At 46.3% G+C, this 17,841-nt stretch carries 17 protein-coding genes; 6 read left to right on the forward strand and 11 right to left on the reverse strand.

From position 1 onward, the window contains the following. Nucleotides 1-15: 15 nt before the first annotated feature. The 6 genes from proB to vcdP form a co-directional block, all read right to left on the reverse strand. Complete coding sequence (proB, locus tag AKJ31_RS09760) at nt 16-1,149, reverse strand: glutamate 5-kinase (RefSeq protein WP_053408908.1); 1,134 nt, start codon at nt 1,147-1,149, stop codon at nt 16-18. A 244-nt stretch (nt 1,150-1,393) separates the two neighbouring features. Continuing rightward, nucleotides 1,394-1,783, reverse strand: coding sequence for a sigma factor-binding protein Crl (crl, locus tag AKJ31_RS09765; protein WP_053408909.1), 390 nt, complete (start codon nt 1,781-1,783; stop codon nt 1,394-1,396). Between the two features lie 105 nt (nt 1,784-1,888). Continuing rightward, nucleotides 1,889-3,136, reverse strand: a complete 1,248-nt coding sequence (gene frsA, locus AKJ31_RS09770; RefSeq protein WP_053408910.1) for an esterase FrsA — start codon at nt 3,134-3,136, stop codon at nt 1,889-1,891. 99 nt (nt 3,137-3,235) lie between these two features. Next, nucleotides 3,236-3,700 (reverse strand): xanthine phosphoribosyltransferase, encoded by a 465-nt coding sequence (gene gpt, locus AKJ31_RS09775; protein ID WP_053408911.1) that lies wholly within the window; start codon nt 3,698-3,700, stop codon nt 3,236-3,238. A 77-nt stretch (nt 3,701-3,777) separates the two neighbouring features. After that, nucleotides 3,778-5,067 carry an NCS2 family permease gene (locus AKJ31_RS09780; protein WP_053408912.1) on the reverse strand — a complete coding sequence of 430 codons (1,290 nt, stop codon included), beginning with the start codon at nt 5,065-5,067 and terminating at the stop codon, nt 3,778-3,780. A 481-nt stretch (nt 5,068-5,548) separates the two neighbouring features. Continuing rightward, complete coding sequence (vcdP, locus tag AKJ31_RS23655) at nt 5,549-5,635, reverse strand: small protein VcdP (protein WP_483051709.1); 87 nt, start codon at nt 5,633-5,635, stop codon at nt 5,549-5,551. Nucleotides 5,636-6,101: 466 nt separating this feature from the next. Between vcdP and AKJ31_RS09785 the strand changes: the two genes are divergently transcribed. The 4 genes from AKJ31_RS09785 to AKJ31_RS09800 all read left to right on the forward strand — a co-directional run bounded on the left by AKJ31_RS09785 (nt 6,102) and on the right by AKJ31_RS09800 (nt 10,248). Continuing rightward, complete coding sequence (locus tag AKJ31_RS09785) at nt 6,102-7,574, forward strand: aminoacyl-histidine dipeptidase (RefSeq protein WP_053408913.1); 1,473 nt, start codon at nt 6,102-6,104, stop codon at nt 7,572-7,574. A 271-nt stretch (nt 7,575-7,845) separates the two neighbouring features. Further along, nucleotides 7,846-8,286 carry an ATP-dependent zinc protease family protein gene (locus AKJ31_RS09790; protein ID WP_053408914.1) on the forward strand — a complete coding sequence of 147 codons (441 nt, stop codon included), beginning with the start codon at nt 7,846-7,848 and terminating at the stop codon, nt 8,284-8,286. Then, nucleotides 8,286-9,191: a 30S ribosomal protein S6--L-glutamate ligase gene (rimK, locus tag AKJ31_RS09795; protein WP_053408915.1), complete on the forward strand. Its 906-nt coding sequence runs from the start codon at nt 8,286-8,288 to the stop codon at nt 9,189-9,191. Before AKJ31_RS09790 ends, rimK begins: the two co-directional genes overlap by 1 nt. Beyond that, a complete protein-coding gene (locus tag AKJ31_RS09800) occupies nt 9,151-10,248 on the forward strand; it encodes a succinylglutamate desuccinylase/aspartoacylase family protein (RefSeq protein ID WP_053408916.1) in 1,098 nt (365 codons plus the stop codon). Before rimK ends, AKJ31_RS09800 begins: the two co-directional genes overlap by 41 nt. 45 nt (nt 10,249-10,293) lie before the next feature. Here the strand turns inward: AKJ31_RS09800 and AKJ31_RS09805 are convergent, their stop codons facing one another. From AKJ31_RS09805 to AKJ31_RS09815, 3 genes are all read right to left on the reverse strand, one after another. Beyond that, entirely contained in the window at nt 10,294-11,658 is a 1,365-nt protein-coding gene (locus AKJ31_RS09805; protein ID WP_053408917.1) for a sodium-dependent transporter, read from the reverse strand. Between the two features lie 228 nt (nt 11,659-11,886). Further along, entirely contained in the window at nt 11,887-12,630 is a 744-nt protein-coding gene (locus AKJ31_RS09810) for a YggN family protein (RefSeq protein ID WP_053408918.1), read from the reverse strand. A 58-nt stretch (nt 12,631-12,688) separates the two neighbouring features. Further along, nucleotides 12,689-13,165: a GreA/GreB family elongation factor gene (locus AKJ31_RS09815; RefSeq protein ID WP_053408919.1), complete on the reverse strand. Its 477-nt coding sequence runs from the start codon at nt 13,163-13,165 to the stop codon at nt 12,689-12,691. 78 nt (nt 13,166-13,243) lie between these two features. On the opposite strand from AKJ31_RS09815, the gene AKJ31_RS09820 reads away from it, so the two are divergent. After that, nucleotides 13,244-15,193: a RecQ family ATP-dependent DNA helicase gene (locus AKJ31_RS09820; RefSeq protein WP_053408920.1), complete on the forward strand. Its 1,950-nt coding sequence runs from the start codon at nt 13,244-13,246 to the stop codon at nt 15,191-15,193. Here AKJ31_RS09820 and dinB read toward each other — a convergent pair. Beyond that, nucleotides 15,179-16,243, reverse strand: coding sequence for a DNA polymerase IV (gene dinB / locus AKJ31_RS09825; RefSeq protein WP_053408921.1), 1,065 nt, complete (start codon nt 16,241-16,243; stop codon nt 15,179-15,181). The two genes, AKJ31_RS09820 and dinB, sit on opposite strands and share 15 nt — an antisense overlap. 225 nt (nt 16,244-16,468) lie before the next feature. On the opposite strand from dinB, the gene AKJ31_RS09830 reads away from it, so the two are divergent. Then, on the forward strand, nt 16,469-17,557 hold the full coding sequence (locus AKJ31_RS09830) for a hypothetical protein (RefSeq protein WP_053408922.1): 1,089 nt from the start codon (nt 16,469-16,471) through the stop codon (nt 17,555-17,557). 38 nt (nt 17,558-17,595) lie between these two features. On the opposite strand, the gene AKJ31_RS09835 is transcribed toward AKJ31_RS09830, so the two are convergent. Beyond that, complete coding sequence (locus AKJ31_RS09835; protein WP_053408923.1) at nt 17,596-17,829, reverse strand: DUF2789 domain-containing protein; 234 nt, start codon at nt 17,827-17,829, stop codon at nt 17,596-17,598. Nucleotides 17,830-17,841 lie beyond the last annotated feature (12 nt).

The following is a 17,841-nucleotide window of genomic DNA, read 5'->3' on the forward strand; positions in this document are numbered from 1 at the left end:
GTTTGAGACTTGGTATTACTCTTGGATTACTACCATGTCATCACGGTGCAGCACTTCGCTGCCGTAGTCATAACCCAATATTCCTAAAATATCTTTGCTGTGTTTGCCGATGATTTTGGCCATGTCTTTGCTTGAGTAGCTTGAGATGCCGCGCGCGATAACTTTGCCGTTCACGTCGGTCACTCGAACCACATCACCACGAGCAAATTCGCCGCTTACTTTGGTCACGCCTTTCGCTAGTAGGCTGCTGCCTTTAGCGTAAACCGCCTTCACCGCGCCTTCATCAATCACGATATCCCCAGACGTTGCCGGGCCAGCTAGAATCCAACGCTTGCGGTTTTCCAGCGCTTCTTCACACGGTAAGAAACGCGTGCCATGTGGCTCATCACCCAGCGATTCAAAAATCACGTTTGGCGCGCTGCCCGCCGCGATAATAACTTCAATCCCTGCGCGGCGAGCAATATCTGCCGCTTGCAGTTTGGTCGCCATACCACCCGTACCGAGCGTTGTGCCGCTGCCGCCGGCAATTTTACGCAGCGTGTCGTCGATGGTTTTAACTTCTTTGATCAGTTCCGCATCTGGGTCTTTACGCGGGTCAGCAGTAAACAAACCTTTTTGGTCGGTCAGCAGTAATAACTTGTCTGCGCCACACAAAATACCCACCAAAGCAGATAGGTTGTCGTTATCACCGACTTTGATCTCACTGGTCGCGACCGCGTCGTTTTCGTTTACGATTGGGATAATGTCGTTTTCAACTAGAGCGTTGATGGTGTCACGTGCGTTGAGGAAACGCTCGCGGTCTTCCAGATCCGCACGAGTCAACAGCATCTGACCGATCTTGATGCCGTAAATACCAAACAAGGCTTCCCAAGTTTGAATCAATTGACTCTGGCCCACCGCTGCAAGCAACTGTTTGCTCGCCATCGAGTTGGGGAGTGCGGGGTAACCAAGGTGCTCACGTCCGGCAGCAATCGCGCCTGACGATACCATGACCACAGAGTGGCCTAGTTTTTTCAGCTCTGCACATTGACGCGCCAACTCAACCATATGAGCACGGTCTAACGCCAACGTACCACCAGTCAATACACTGGTACCCAGTTTAACTACTACAGTTTTCGGCTGTAGAGTTTGTCCGCATTCTTGATTCATTCTCGTTCTGCTATGAATAAAATAAACAGGTTCTAAGCTATTGAAACCGCCTCTCTCTACGACATCATCATGGTTCATGCTGAAAGTCGTCTATAGAGCCGGCACGACATAAACTGTTTGTTTTACAGGATTATGTCGAAATAGCATCCAGACCTGTTGTTTTAGCAACCCGAGCACAAATTCACAAGTAGAAAAGGCGCCAAACGGCGCCTTTTTAATAGAGAAAAAATATAACAGGTAAAAATTAGACGAATTCAACAGATTCTTCGTGCATCTCTATCTGTATTGCAAACTCCGATTGCATCGTCTCAACGAGCTTGAGATGGAATGCTTCTTGAGTTCGGTTGACATCATCAATCACATTTTTTGGCAGTGTTTCATCCTGCCACTCCCCGCTGATGTCATAGAGTCCTTTTCTGTAGCGAGCTTGATAAACCTCTCCTTGTTTTTGTAGCTCGAGCCACCAGCCCCAGAACTCCCTCTTTTCCGGTGACTTTTTGTCGTTTACACAAACAGATAAACAATCGAATACGTAATACCCCTCTTCACTCTGAGGTTCACGTAAGTAAGGTCCTATCGCTTTTAGTGTTGTTAGCAAGCGGTAATGAGTTGGAACTTTAGCCATATCAGACATATGAATCTCCATATTCATTTCTGTATTTATAGTTACAGACGCCATTTTATAACTTATTGTTTCCACGCGTCTTAAAGTTCAGTTTCGTCTAAATTAAACGAAATGTCATCTCATTAACTCGTCCTCCAACCACTTGATCGCTAAATCGAGGGATTGCTCATATCCTTGTGAAATTGTCTTGGAACTGATTTTCTTCGCTTTGCCATAATCGCTAAACAGCGCCACCATCTGGTTGTCACTATATGGAGAGACCGGATCGCCCTCTAAACTCATTGCCAGAATAGGTACTCTGGTCTTACGACTGGAAAGAATCCCCTGCACTTTCAGCGACCACGCCATCAGTTGGCTCGACAAGCTATGGATATCAACCGCGTCCTTACCCAAGCGCGAGGCCAGCACATCCAAGTACATCTTTGGCATTTGCTTCAGCTTTTGAGGTGAAGAAAGCACATCATGAATAGGCGCACCGAGTGACACACACGCTTTAATTTTGTCTTGTTCCATAAACGACAAACGCACCATGGCGTTGCCGCCAAAACGAAAACCGATCAGTCCGACGCTGTGGTGATCCACCCAAGGAATACTATATAGCTCGTTAAGTACCGCTTGGTGCAGCACTGACGTATCTTCGGTCAAATTCCAGTGGGTATTGTGACCAACCGACGGCATATCGATGGTCATCATCGCGATGCCTTTTTTCGCTAAATGGTCACGAAATAGCGTCCACAAATCGGTTTGCAAACTATCCAGACCAGCGCTAACCAAAACCACGGGTTGCGGCTTCTCGGTTGAAGTTAAGTGCAGGTGCGCGATGATCTTCTTGTTTTGATACGGCACCTCGATACGTTTAACGATGAACTTGGTTTTTTTCGCTGCTTCGCTATAGGCGGTACTGGCAAGTACCTGCGCCTGAATCGCTAAGTTGTCGTTTTTTAGGTGTGGGTAACCGGCGATACTGAAACACAGTGAGGCATTAAACATTTCATCGGCAGCTTCTTCACCCGTGAGTTCACCAGAACGCTTCTGGTGCAGCATGCCCAACTTAGTCCATTCGTAGGTCCAGTTTCCGCTGTGATAGCCCATCACGGTATCTAACCACTGCTCTTGGGTACGAGAATGTTTCGAAGAGGCAATCTTGGCCAACACGGCTTCTATCTCAATCGGATCAATCCCCTGCCATGCCCACTGCATTCGACGTAAGTTGCGATACCATTTGAAATTATCTTGCTCGCGTTTTTGGTCTAAAAACGCTTCGCTACTTGGCATGTATTTGATGAGAGCGGATGTTTCTCTGGCTTGTTTGTGCTTAACAAAAAGACGTTCAGAGAGGTTTTTGCTGACTTCCTCGGACATTACTGGAACCTAGCTTGTTAGTATTTTCTAAATAGTAATAAAAAAAATGACCCAATGAAGGGTCATTAATCAAGAAACTGAAAGTTATCTGTCTGAATCTTATTTTTGCTTACGGTTAATTGGTTCAATGTATTGAATTGCCATATCCCATGGCTGTTCAATCCACGTTTCCTGAGCAATATCGACAACGTAGTCGTCAAGTAGTGCAGCACCTGAAGGCTTCGCACATACCGCGATGAGTTTCGCTTTCGGGTACAACTCACGAAGCTTACGCGCAGTGTCACCGCTATCAACCAAATCTTCTACGATTAGGAAACCTTCACCGTCACCCTCTGGCGCTTTAATCACACTCATATCGCGTTGATGATCGTGGTCGTAGCTTGAGATACACACAGTGTCTACGTGACGAATGCCCAGCTCACGCGCCAGAATTGCACCAGGAACCAAACCACCACGGCTTACCGCCCAGATGCCTTTCCACTGCTCTGCTGGCATCTGCTTTGCTGCAAGCTCACGACAAAACGCATGCATTTGGTCCCAAGTGATGACAAATTTCTTGCTCATTGTATTAACCTAATTCTAAAAATGTTGAGGGCCTGTAAAACCAGAAGTATCTAGCTTTACAGACCCTTATAAACTTATTAAGCAACGATGTACTTGATGATAAAGATCGCAGACATAACCCAAACACTCAGAGAAACGTCACGGCCTTTGCCACTAAACAATTTGATAGCCGCGTAAGCGATAAAGCCTAGAGAAATACCTTCTGCAATCGAGAAAGTAAGAGGCATAAGTAGACACGTTACGACTACCGGAGCTGCTTCTGTTAGGTCGCGCCAATCAATGCTTACTAGACCTGAAAGCATCAGAATTGCGACATAAAATAGTGCACCTGCCGTAGCATAGGCTGGGATCATGCCAGCTAGTGGAGAGAAGAATAGAGCAAGTAGGAACAAAATGCCAACGACGACAGCCGTTAAACCTGTGCGCCCGCCAGCAGAAACACCAGAAACACTCTCAATGTAAGAAGTTGTGTTCGACGTACCAAGCAATGCGCCAACGGAAGTCGCGGTAGAATCCGCCAATAACGCTTTGTTCAGACGAGGGATCTTACCGTCTTCACCAACCAAACCCGCTTTTTGCGATACGCCAACCAGTGTACCTGCGGTGTCAAACAAGTCGACAAATAGGAAAGCGAACACAACCGAGATCATGCCAACTTCGAATACTGAAGAGAAATCCAGTTGCAAGAAAGTTGGCGCGATGCTCGGTGGCGTAGACATAATGCCGCCCCATTGCACGTCACCAAATACAAGACCAAGGCCAGTTACCGCTAAGATAGCGATCATCACCGCACCTTTAAAACCGCGGTGCACCAAAGCAATCGTCAGGAAGAAGCCGATAGAGCCTAATACTGCAGGAAGAGAAGTAATCGAACCTAGCGAAACCAGTGTCGCTGGATTATCGACAACAATGCCCGCGTTTTTCAGTGCGATGAACGCAAGGAACAGACCGATACCCGCAGAGATACCCGTACGTAACGACAGTGGGATCGAGTTGATGATCCACTCACGAATCTTAAATACGCTCAGCAGGATAAACAGCACACCTGAACAGAATACCGCTGCAAGTGCAACTTGCCACGTGTATCCCATACCCAGCACAACTGAATAGGTAAAGAATGCGTTTAAGCCCATACCTGGAGCTTGAGCGATTGGGTAGTTTGCCACTAGACCCATGATAAAACAGCCGATAGCGGCGGCTAGACAGGTCGCGACAAATACCGCGCCACGATCCATGCCAGTATCAGCCAGAATCGCAGGGTTAACAAAAATGATGTAGGCCATCGTCAGGAAGGTAGTGATACCTGCGATGATCTCAGTTTTCACGTTCGTGCCGTTTTCACTGAGTTTAAATAGCTGTTCGAACATAATCGAATCCTATAAGGGGTAAAAAGTAAACGGTTGCGTAATCGATTGGCGGGAATTATAAAGTCATCAAATAGCAAATTCCAGATGGAATTCCCCCTCTAATAGACATTTCTATTGATAAGTACGGTAATTAGATGTGAGCTTGTTGCATTCCATAAGAAAACTCTCATTAGAATCAACGAGTAACTGACAAACCAAATAAAAACTCTAAAAGTTGTTTTTTTGCACTATGTCGTAAACTTTCATGCAGTTCGACGCAGAATGAAGCGATAAACGTATGTGTTTATGCGAATAATATTCAGCACAATGAATCAAATTGAAGTTCGATATGGTTTGAGAAGAGAGAGAAGCAGGATAAAGCAGATAAAAAAACGCCACTCGATAGCGAGTGGCGGTTGAATCATGTCAGCCAATAAAAGAGCTGTAAAAAAATTCCAATATATAGGGGTGAACAAACTGTTCGAGAGTAACAAGCTTTGGATTAGTAACCGAAGCTTGTTGGGTATGCAAAGCTGCCAGTGTAAACAGAGCTGTTTAACCAGAACGCTGCACTTGGTAAACCTTTCATAACTATCACCTTCTAAATCAATTAAAACAGAATACAAGTATTGATTTCTCGGTTCCTTGGAGGCGACAAATCGGACTCATCCTTTGAGCATTTTCTCTTCGCTTTCGAAGTTGATGTAAATATACCCTAAAGAAATTTAATTACAACCCCAAAAGTGATAAAAGTCACAATATTTTTAAAAAATGACTAAGATCAAATGAATTCTGTAATTTAATTACAGAATTATCAGCCAAGCTGTAAATTTTATAACAAAACAATATGAATTAGCACGCACAATCTTCATCTGGCGAGTTTTTGTATTCTGTGATTGCGGCGAAACATTTCGTTTCCGCTTTTACTATTCCCTAGGCTCAGGTAGTGCTATTCTTTGTTTCACTAATTAATAGAACATATTTGGATTTTTGTTCTATTAATCTGACATATATGCATTACAAGATCTGGCATTATTCGAAACAAGGAGTCATCCGTGTCTGAATTCCATTCTGAAATCAGCAACTTATCACCTGCACCATTGTGGCAGTTCTTTGATAAGATCTGTTCTATCCCTCACCCTTCAAAGCATGAAGAAGCCCTAGCTCAATACATTATTGATTGGGCAAAAGCACAAGGCTTAGATGTTCGTCGCGATCCAACTGGCAACGTATTCATCAAAAAGCCTGCAACTCCAGGTATGGAGAATAAGAAAGGTGTGGTTCTTCAAGCGCACATCGACATGGTGCCGCAAAAGAATGAAGACACTGACCACGACTTCACTAAAGATCCAATTCAGCCATACATCGATGGCGAGTGGGTAACCGCAAAAGGCACAACGTTAGGCGCGGATAACGGTATCGGTATGGCTTCATGCCTAGCGGTTTTGGCGTCAAAAGAGATCAAACACGGCCCAATTGAAGTGCTGCTGACTATTGATGAAGAAGCAGGCATGACTGGTGCGTTCGGCCTTGAAGCAGGTTGGTTAGAAGGTGAAATCCTTCTCAACACTGACTCTGAGCAAGAAGGCGAAGTATACATGGGCTGTGCTGGCGGTATTGACGGCCAAATGACGTTTGATATCAAGCGTGAAGCACTACCTGCGGGTTACGTTACTCGTCAGTTGATCCTAAAAGGTCTAAAAGGTGGTCACTCAGGTTGTGACATCCACACTGGTCGTGGCAACGCAAACAAACTGGTGGCACGTTTCCTTGCCGGTCACGCGCAAGAGTTAGACCTACGTCTGATCGAATTCCGTGGCGGTAGCCTACGTAACGCGATTCCTCGTGAAGCATTTGTCACGGTTGCGGTACCTGCTGCAAATGAAGCAAAACTTGCCGAGCTATTTAGCTACTACACAGACTTGCTAACACAAGAACTGGGTAAAGTTGAAACCAACATCGTTTCTTTCAACGAAGCGATCGAAACTCAACAGCAAGCTCTTAGTTTGGCTGACCAACAACGCTTCATCGCAGCGCTAAACGCGTGTCCTAACGGTGTTATCCGTATGAGTGATGAAATCGAAGGTGTGGTTGAAACGTCACTCAACGTTGGTGTCATCACAACAGAAGCAAACCAGATCAACGTGCTATGCCTTGTACGTTCGTTGATTGACTCTGGCCGCCAACAAGTTGAGAGCATGCTGACATCTGTCGCAGAGTTGGCGGGCGCGAGCATTGAATTCTCTGGTGCTTACCCAGGTTGGAAACCAGACGCAGACTCAGAAATCATGGCTATCTTCCGTGATATGTACGAAGGTATCTACGGTCACAAACCAAACATCATGGTCATTCACGCAGGTCTTGAGTGTGGTCTATTTAAAGAGCCTTACCCGAACATGGATATGGTTTCCTTCGGCCCAACGATCAAATTCCCTCACTCTCCTGATGAGAAAGTGAAGATCGATACTGTTGCCCTATTCTGGGATCAGATGGTGGCACTACTGGAAGCGATTCCAGAGAAAGCGTAAGCCCTAGATTATCTCATCCAAAAGCCAGCAACCGTGCTGGCTTTTTTTGTTCTCTATGCTCACCCTTTCAACAAATTACTTTTGTCGTCACGGTTATTTTTTTTCGTTAGTCACCATCTTTACAGGTTGTTACATTCGCCGTCCTTGAAGCGCCTATGAGTGAACCACCTCACTCTCCTTCAAGCCATACTCGTCTATACTTAACGAGTCATGTTGGGGATGCTCACGTCATTCGAGCATCTTAACTCTCTCTAAAATTACTGTTACTGCAATGAAAGAAAAACTAATAGTAGGTTGGCGTGAAACGCTGAGCCTTCCCGGTTTAGGTATTGATAAAATTAACGCAAAAATTGATACCGGAGCCCGAACCTCTTGCTTGCACGCATTCAAAGTAGAGAGCTTTAAGAAAGACGAAGCTCTATGGGTAAGATTCTGGATCCACCCAATCCAACGTAACTCTGATGTAGAAGTTGTTTGTGAAGCCAAAGTGATCGATGAGCGCATCGTACGTGACTCAGGCGGTCATGAAGAGTCTCGCTATGTAATTGAATCAGAGGTGAGCATCGGCGGTCAAACCTGGCCGATTGAGATTACATTGACGAACCGTGAAAACATGGCATTTCGCATGCTCTTGGGTCGTACGGCTATGCATGACCGTATTATCGTTGACCCTGTAGAGTCATTTTTAGTCCCTTTCGAGGAAAGCAAATAATGAAAATTGGTATTCTGTCTCGCAACTCCAAACTGTACTCCACAACGCGACTGATTGAAGCGTGTAAGGAGCGAGGGCACGAGGTCAAAGTGATTGATGCACTTCGCTGCTACATGAATATCAACTCTGAGAAACCAGAGATTCACTTTAAAGGTGAAGAGTTGTCTGGTTTTGACGCTATCATCCCACGTATCGGCGCGTCAGTGACCTTTTATGGTACAGCGGTTCTACGCCAGTTTGAGATGATGGGTGTCTACCCAGTAAATGAATCCGTTGCGATTACACGTTCTCGTGATAAATTACGATCAATGCAACTTCTTTCACGCAAAGGCGTAGGTATGCCAATCACAGGCTTTGCGAGCAAACCTGATGATGTTAAAGACTTACTTGATATGGTCGGTGGCGCACCAGTTGTGATCAAGTTGCTAGAAGGTACTCAAGGTATTGGTGTGGTATTGGCAGAAACGCGTAAAGCAGCAGAAAGTGTTGTTGAAGCGTTTATGGGCCTGAAAGCCAACATCATGGTGCAAGAGTACATCAAAGAAGCAGGCGGCGCGGACATTCGTTGTTTCGTTATCGGTGACAAAGTGATCGCGGCGATGAAACGTCAAGGTGCAGAGGGCGAGTTCCGCTCTAACTTACACCGCGGCGGTAGCGCTTCTTTAGTAAAAATCACCCCACAAGAGCGCCGTACTGCAGTGGCAGCGGCAAAAATTATGGGGCTGAACGTAGCTGGTGTTGACCTATTACGCTCAGAGCGTGGTCCACTGGTGATGGAAGTGAACTCATCTCCAGGTCTTGAAGGTATTGAGACCGCAACTGGTAAAGACATTGCTGGAATGATTGTCGAATTCATTGAGAAAAATGCGGCAAGTCAAAGGACAAAAACGCGTGGCAAAGGCTAGAAAAAATAGCGCATTTGAATTTCTCGGCGAGTCAATCTCGCCGGGAGAAAGAAGAGTCATGGAACTGGAAGCAGCGAAGCTATATACCCATTCGCCACTTTCCATTCCGGTTGAAATCATCAATGGTAAACTTCCTGGCCCTGTACTGATGGTCAACGCTGCTATCCACGGCGATGAGCTGAATGGGGTTGAGATCGTGCGCCAGTTGATTGATACCATTGGTGCCGACAAGCTCAAAGGCACTTTAATCGCAGTGCCAATTGTTAACGTATTTGGCTTTATCCATAAATCACGTTACTTACCAGACAGACGCGATTTAAACCGTTGTTTCCCGGGCAGTGATAAAGGCTCACTCGCGTCGCGCATGGCGCATACCTTTTTCTCTCAGGTTGCGGAACGCTGCGACTATATTATTGATCTTCACACAGGGGCGATTCATCGCACTAACTTACCGCAGGTTCGCGCCGACTTAAGTAACCCTGAAACCCTACGTATTGCTCAAGCATTTGCCACTCCTGTGGTCATTGACTCTCCTTTACGAGAAGGGTCACTGCGCAGCGAAGCCGAGCGCTTAAACATTCCGGTGTTAACCTATGAAGCCGGAGAAGCGCTGCGCTTTGAGCCGATTTGTATCAACGCCGGCTATTTAGGTGTCAAACGTGTGATGCAGGCGATCGGTATGATACGAAAAAGCCGTAAACGCCTACCAACCTCAGTGATTGCAAAATCGACCAGTTGGTTGCGCGCTGAGAGCGACGGTATTTTACGTACCCTAGTTACCCTTGGTGAGAAAGTCACACGAGGTCAGGTGCTGGCGTACATTAGCGCGCCGCTCGGTCACAGTGAAATTGAGTTAAAAGCACGCAAAGGCGGGATTGTCATCGGTCAGCAAACGCTGCCGCTTGTTAACGAAGGGGATGCAATTTTCCACCTTGCCTACTTCGAGGAAGATGACCAAGAAGTCGAACAAGTTGTGGGAGAGTTTATCGGCGAAGTGTCTGACGCCGACCTAGAACCTCTCACTACCGGACAAATAACCGCACCTTCATCAATATAAAAAAAGCCCGCGATAAATATCGCGGGCTTTTTGTACCCATGTCGCTTAACCAAATGACGCCCAGATAACGGTAGCCACAAGGATTGGACAAACAAACTTAACGTACGATGGCCATACCTTGCCAAACCAACCCAAGGTAAAGTCTGGATTGCCTTGTTCTAGTTCTTTCACTTTAGAGTGTCGGCTCCATACCCAGCCACCAAACACACAGAACAGTAACGCGGCTGTCGGCTGAAGGTATTGCGTCGCAACCGTCGCCACTAAGCCAAACAATTCACCGAAGTTGTAGACAATCACCACACTGAACAGCGCAATCAAACCGCCTAGCACCCAACTGGTTGTGCTTCTCTTGGTATTGAATCGCTCACCCACCAGCGCGACCGGGCATTCTAGCATCGAAATAGACGAGGTCAGCGCAGCGATAGTCAGCAGTAAAAAGAATACGATAGCGAACAACTGACCCAGCAAGCCTAAGCTATCAAACATCAGTGGTAACACGGTAAAAACTAATGTATCTGAGCTGAGTAGCGAGCCATCTTCTGCGTAGATCTGAACGCCTTTTTGCATCGCAACAAACATGGCTGGCATCACTACTAAGCCCGCAATAAAGGCAACCGCAGTATCCACCAGCGTCACGTTCATCGCCATCTTAGGCAAATTCTCTTTCTTGCTTAGATACGAGCCGTAAATAAGCATCGAACAGCCACCGATCGTCAGTGAGAAAAAGCCCTGTCCCATCGCAGCCAGAATCAGCTTACGGTCCATCACTTTCTCAAAATCAGGCACTAGATAGTGCTTTAGCCCTTCCATTGCACCCGACTGCGTCATGATGTAAACAAACAATAGTGCAAACAAAACAAACAACGCAGGCATCAAACGAGTTGACCACTTTTCAATCCCTTGCTTAACGCCACCTTGTACGATCAAAACAGTAAGTACATAAAAAGTAATCGTACCGAACAAGTTACGTTCAACGCTGAAGCCTTTAAACCATGCTGTCAGCTCTTCTAAACCGATAACGTCGGTAATTGCACCCAACAAGAAACAAATCAACCAGCCGCCAACAATACTGTAAAACGCCAGTACCGCACTTGGCACACTTAAGCCAATCCAACCCACCGCCGCGCCAAATCGCTGGCCAATCGGGTTAGAAGTCAGAGAACGCATGCTATCGACAGGATTTGCCTGACCATGACGACCGATTGCCATTTCTACGACCAGCATAGGAAAAGCAACAATCAGGATCATCACTAAGTAAACCAATAGGAACGCACCGCCACCATTGCTGGCCGCTTGCGTAGGGAATCCCCAGATATTACCTAGACCGACAGCCGCACCAGCAGCCGCAAGGATGAATCCGAGGCGAGAACCAAAATGTTCGCGAGATTGAGATGTATCGACTTGTGCCATACCACTTAACTTTGCACTTATGAACTAGTTAGCTAGTACGTTATTATAAAACACTAGTAATAGCAATGGTTACAGAATAATAAATCAATCAAAAGGCGAGTAGCCAGCATGCTTTCAGCGCACATCACAGCTTTGCCAGTATGACACACGAAATATTCAGTAAAAGGTTTGGCTTAAAGCGAAAAAACAAAGAGCACCGGACGGTGCTCTTAGATAAGTGACAAACAATTAGATGGTAAAGACTTGGTAGTCTTTCAATTCTGGGATTTGTTTCAGCAGGTCTTGCTCTTGTTCGGCCATGTCATCCAGTGAATCACAGAATTCTTGGCTGCGCTGCTCTACCTCACCCGCATGTTCCGCCATACGGCTGGCAATGCGCTCTTTGAGTTTCGACATCGAATCAGCCATCTCAGTCAGGTTGATCCCACCTTCCGCTTTCATCTTTTCAGACATCGCATTAAAGGCACTGGTGATGAACTCTTCGTTAAACAGCGCGGTTGCCTTGTCGAAGTCTTCACTCCAGTTTTCGGTAATTGAGCCGAAGCTATCCGCTGGCAAGATCAAATCACCATCTTTGTAGTAACGCGCTTCGATGTCAGCGTAGAACTGCTGCATTGATTGTTTCACGTTATCGAATGCTCCCGGTGCGTCAAAACTCTCCGCCACATCATCGATAATGTTGTTTGCTAGGTCTAAACCATCCTGCGCCATTTGCTTAGCTTTAGGAATGTAGTCATTTAAGTTCTGGCGGTAATCTGCCACCGCTTGTTTCTGCTCGTCAGTGAGCGTGATGTATTGACCATCAATCTTCAGGTTGTTGTCTGCATCGACGACCGCGCTCTCGCCGCTCGCCTGATAAATCTCGACCGTTTCACCATCGAGGTGAATCTCATTTTTTAGGTCTACTTTACACTGCGCCGCCATCGCTTGGCTTGAAAGCAGTAATGGTAGTAGTAATAGTGTTTTTTTCATTCTTGTCATCCTGCCCTGTCCATTCACCGACACCATATCAAATCGCTAAAGCACAATGTCAGCTTATCGTTTCTATTTCGTAATAGTAAGTATTGTCGCCCGCTTGATAGCGCACTTCATCACCCACTTGTGTACCTTTGATTGCTTTACCCAACGGCGATTCAAACGTTACTAGGGTTATCGTCTGGTTTTCAAACTGAACCTTCATACCACCTTCACACGGGGCGACAAAAAATTGCTTCCGGTTATCGTCAAGATCGACCAAGGTCACTAACGTCCCCAACACCACCTTATCTGGCGATTCGGGTAGGTGCAATTCTCTAAAGCGGCGAATCTCTTTTTCGCTCTCTTGAACTCGCATTGCTTGACCATGGGCCAAATACGACGCTTCAAGCGCAAGCGTATCGTACTTATGTTCTGGCACCGTTTCTTCATCGGTTGCTGATTCAATCGCTCGCTGTACCGAACTGTAAGCAATCGCTAACTTTTGCTCCAGCATACCTAAGATAGTTAGGCGCAGATCCGACTTATTCATACAAAAACCATATTCCATCCGAGCGTTTACCCCTAGAATAGAGGTCATTACGCCTGAAGGATACCTGAATCAATCGTTATGAACAGCTCAAATAACACGATCAATATTAACCAAACGTTACGCGAAACTTTTGGTTTTGAGACACTTCGCCCTGGTCAAGAAAGGGTTATTGAGACTGTGCTTAATCACCGTTCCTGTGCCGCTATCTTTCCAACTGGCTCTGGCAAGTCGCTCTGCTACCAACTGCCTGCGATATGCCTACCGCATCTAACCTTGGTGGTCTCTCCTCTATTAGCGCTAATGAAAGACCAGCTCGCGTTCTTGGCGAGTAAGAACATTCCCGCTGCATCGATTGACTCGACACTCAGCAGGGAAGAAGTTCAAAGTACTATGGAGGGAGTACGAAGCGGCAAAATTAAAGTACTGATGATTTCTATCGAGCGACTAAAGAACGAACGATTTCGCCAGTTCATTGGCCAAGTACCGATATCGCTACTAGTGGTAGACGAAGCGCACTGTATCTCTGAATGGGGGCATAACTTCCGCCCAGACTATCTCAAGCTCCCTCAATACGTGCAAGAGTTTCAAATCCCCCAAGTATTACTGCTGACCGCAACGGCAACCCAAGCGGTTATTGCGGATATGCAAAGCAAGTTCGCCATTGCGCAATCCGACGTGATAGTCACAGGCTTTTACCGACCGAACCTCGATATTACCGTAGCGCCTTGCCAAGACGACGAGAAACTCGAACGCTTGCTAAGCGAGTTACAAACGGCCCCTAACGCACCAACCATCGTCTACGTGACGTTGCAAAATAGCGCGGAGAATGTTGCCTCTGAGCTAAGAAAAGCCGGAATCAACGCGCATTCGTATCACGCAGGGTTGGATAATGACATCAGAGAGCGGATTCAAAATGATTTCATGCGCGGTGAAATTGACTGCATCGTCGCGACAATTGCCTTTGGTATGGGGGTCGATAAATCAGATATCCGCCGCGTGATTCACTTTGACCTGCCAAAGTCGATAGAAAACTACGCTCAGGAGATTGGGCGAGCTGGACGCGACGGACAAAAGTCTGACTGTATCCTGCTTGCCAATCAAAACGGCATTAGCACGCTGGAGAACTTCATCTACGGGGATACTCCGGAACGTGAAGAAATCCTGTTCACCTTGCAACAGGCCATCAACGCTTCACCCCAATGGGAAGTGGTACTAAGCCGACTGGCGAGCGAAAGTAATGTCCGTCAGTTGCCGCTAAAAACCCTATTGGTCTACATGGAAATGGCGGGCGTAATACAAGCGCAATACAGTTACTTTGCCGATTATCGATTCAAATTTCTTCGCGACAAACAGTTCATACTGTCGCAGTTTAACGGCGAACGCAGAGAGTTCGTCAATGCGATTTTCCAGTGCTCACCGCAAGCAAGAACCTGGTGTCAGGTTGACTTTGAGACGTTATGGGCGCACTTTCAAGCGGATCGTCAGCGTACTATTGCAGCTTTGGACTATTTTAATGAAAAAGGCTGGATAGAATTAGAAAGTAAGTTGATGACCGAAGTTTATCGCGTCAACACCGTGGATAAGCCGATTGATGCACTAGCGAATTCGCTCGCCCAGCTCTTTAAAGACAAAGAGCAAAGCGATGTTGAGCGAATTCATCGCCTACTGCAGTTCTTCGAATCTGAACAATGCTTGAGCCACGGTCTCGCGGACTATTTTGGTGACCATAATGCGCCAAGTCAGTGTGGTCACTGCAGCGTATGCCGTGGGCATATTGCCCAACTACCCAAAAGTCACACTCAACAAGCTAGCGCCTCAGAAGTCAGCGCTTGGCTCACCGAGTTACAGAAGAAATCCTCAACGCCACTTTCACACAACCTACAGGCTAAGTTTCTCTGCGGCATCGCAACGCCTGTATTTACCAAATTAAAGGCGCGCTCATTAGCGGGATTTGCCCGTTTGGAGAGCGCGCCATATGCGCAAGTTTTAGCGCTGGTTGAGTCGCTCAATGGCTCAGAAGAAGCTTAATTGCTTGGTTTGATCTTCGGGTTTAAGCATCACGCTTAAACCCAGCAAACGAATCTCACGCCCTTGTTGCCGCTTGAGGATATCGCTGAGCAGTTGCTTAAAGTAATCCAACTCGAGCTCAGGGTGGATATGCTCGATGGTCGTCAACTGGAAGTCGGCAAACTTGAGTTTGATCCCCTGCTTGATGATCGCTTTATCCGGTGAGGCTTTAATCAAGCGTCTTTCCAATTCAGGAAACAACTTCTCTTCAATCACAGACCAACATTCGTCGTAAGTCGAGATGTTCTCACTGAAGGTTCTTTCAACGCCTAAAGACTTACGTTCACGCTCGGTGATCACTTCGCGTTTATCGATACCGTGGCTTTTATTCCACAGTGAAGCGCCTTGGCGACCAAACTTAAGCAGTAGTTCACGATAATCGCTGTTCTTAATGTCTTTGCACAAGAAAAAGCCCGCTTGATGTAGCTTTTCCAAACTGACTTTACCGACTCCGGGGATCTTCTCTAACGGCAGTTTATCTACTTCTTCCTGAACTTTATCTGGCGGGATCACATACTGTCCGTTGGGTTTGTTCATATCGGATGCCACCTTGGCAAGAAACTTAACCGGTGCGATCCCAGCAGAAGCAGTAAGCTGCAACTCATTCCAAATATCTCGGCGAATTGCCTCAGCAATTAATGTCGCCGAGCCACGGCATTGAGGCGAATCGGTGACATCAAGGAACGCTTCATCTAAAGACAACGGTTCGATGATCGAAGTGTAGCGAGTGAAGATTTCTCGGATATGCCGAGAGACTTGTTTGTATACGTCCATGCGCCCCGGAACAACCAATAACTGCGGGCACAATTGCAAGGCTCTCGATGTTGGCATTGCACTGCGGACACCAAACTTACGCGCTTCATAATTGCAGGTACTGATCACGCCACGCTGTTTCTCGTGTCCGCCAACGGCCATTGGTTTACCACGATAATTCGGGTTATCTCGCATCTCGACCGCAGCATAAAAGCAATCCATGTCGACATGAATGATCTTCTTTATACGCTCTGACATGCGTTTAACTACCAATAATACTGTTTAAAAAAACAGTATAGTTAATTTCTTCGTTTCTGGAAACCGTTCTAAACCATCAGCGAGAAAGTAATACTTTTCGGTTAATATTAAATCTGAGATTCATTCACATTTATCACAACAATCATTTGCCGAATCAATAAATTGATGAAAAATTATACGCAACAAATTTCAATAACAACAACGTCAGCTCATAGGATGCGTATAATGAAACTCAACCTTTCACACTCTTTTGTGATTCTTTCGTCTGCTGCACTACTGTCTGCCTGTAGTGCGCCTGTCAAAGACACCACGCCTATCAATCCAACCACGGTAGTAAAAGCCAAGTATTCGATGGAAGGCTTGTATCTACCTGATGGTCAAGGCAATCAAACCTCATATACTCGCCCTTCAATGCGTCATATCCAATCAGATTTTGAGGCAGAGAGCTTTATGAGTAGCCTTGCTAACTTTAACCAAAGCGACATTTACAGGTTTGACAGAAACCTAGTCTGGGAAGTCGACCATGAGTCAGAAACCTATCGTGAATGTCCGTTGGAGGGTTGCGGTACATTTAGCTTTGCCGAACAGTTTGGCGAAGGAGAAGAGTCTGAATCGGAAGAGCCGCAATCTTACGAAGAAATGAACTGTTCGGTGTCACTGAAAAAGAATGAGTTTTCGGTAAAACCAACCGGTAAAACCCGCACCATTTCAGGCATGCAGGCCGACGAATACTCAGTTACTTGGCATGTGGTATTTGAAGATAAAAAACAGAAAACCGATCAGAACCTTCTGCGTTTCAGTGTTTGGACTGCGACGCCAAATAGCGATATCAAACAAGCGTGGAAAGTTCACTCACAAGCTACCGACAATTACCTCAATGCCGTCGGTGACAACCACCCATTAGTGCGAATTTTAGGTCGAGATGGCTACAAAGCCATTAGTGCCTTTTCCGGCGATATAGAGAACACCAATCCTAAATCAACCAATGCCGTGTTCAAAAAACTGGAAACAATCAAAGGCTATCCATTGAGTTTGAAAATGGAGTTTTTCCAACAAACTCAAGCGTGTCAGGAAGAAAAGCAGAAAGCAGCTAGCGCTCAACTTGATTTCAGCAACGGTGTCGATGGTTTGACTGAATCTGCCACAGACCTAGTTGGTGGTTTGTTCAACCAGAAAGTGGAAGAACAGGTGCGCGAATGGCAAAAAGATGCATTGATCCGTTACGTTTACGAGGTGACTTCGGTCGCGGAAGAAGGTGTGCGTGATAGCAAGTTTGAAGTGCCGGCCAACTACCGTTTAACTGACCGTCAATAAGTAATGGTGGCAAAGCGGCTATCGCGCCGCTTTGCTTTTTAATCTCTCAGCATCACATCCAATTGGTCGACGAGCTCAGCCCAGTCTGCATCTTCTTCTATTGCCTGTTTAAGAAAGGCTGCTTGTGCATCGTTCCAAAAGCTGGCTTCATGAAGCAGTACCGCATCTCGACGTTGTCGATGTTCCAGAACAAATTGTTTTATCTCTTTGTCTGAACTTCCCAGTCCTAGTTGTTGAAACAGTTCAACCATTCCGTGTTGATGCAACTCCATAGTGCCTCCGAG

The sequence above is a fragment of the Vibrio hepatarius genome, assembly GCF_001274785.1.
Classification (GTDB): Bacteria; Pseudomonadota; Gammaproteobacteria; order Enterobacterales; family Vibrionaceae; genus Vibrio; species Vibrio hepatarius.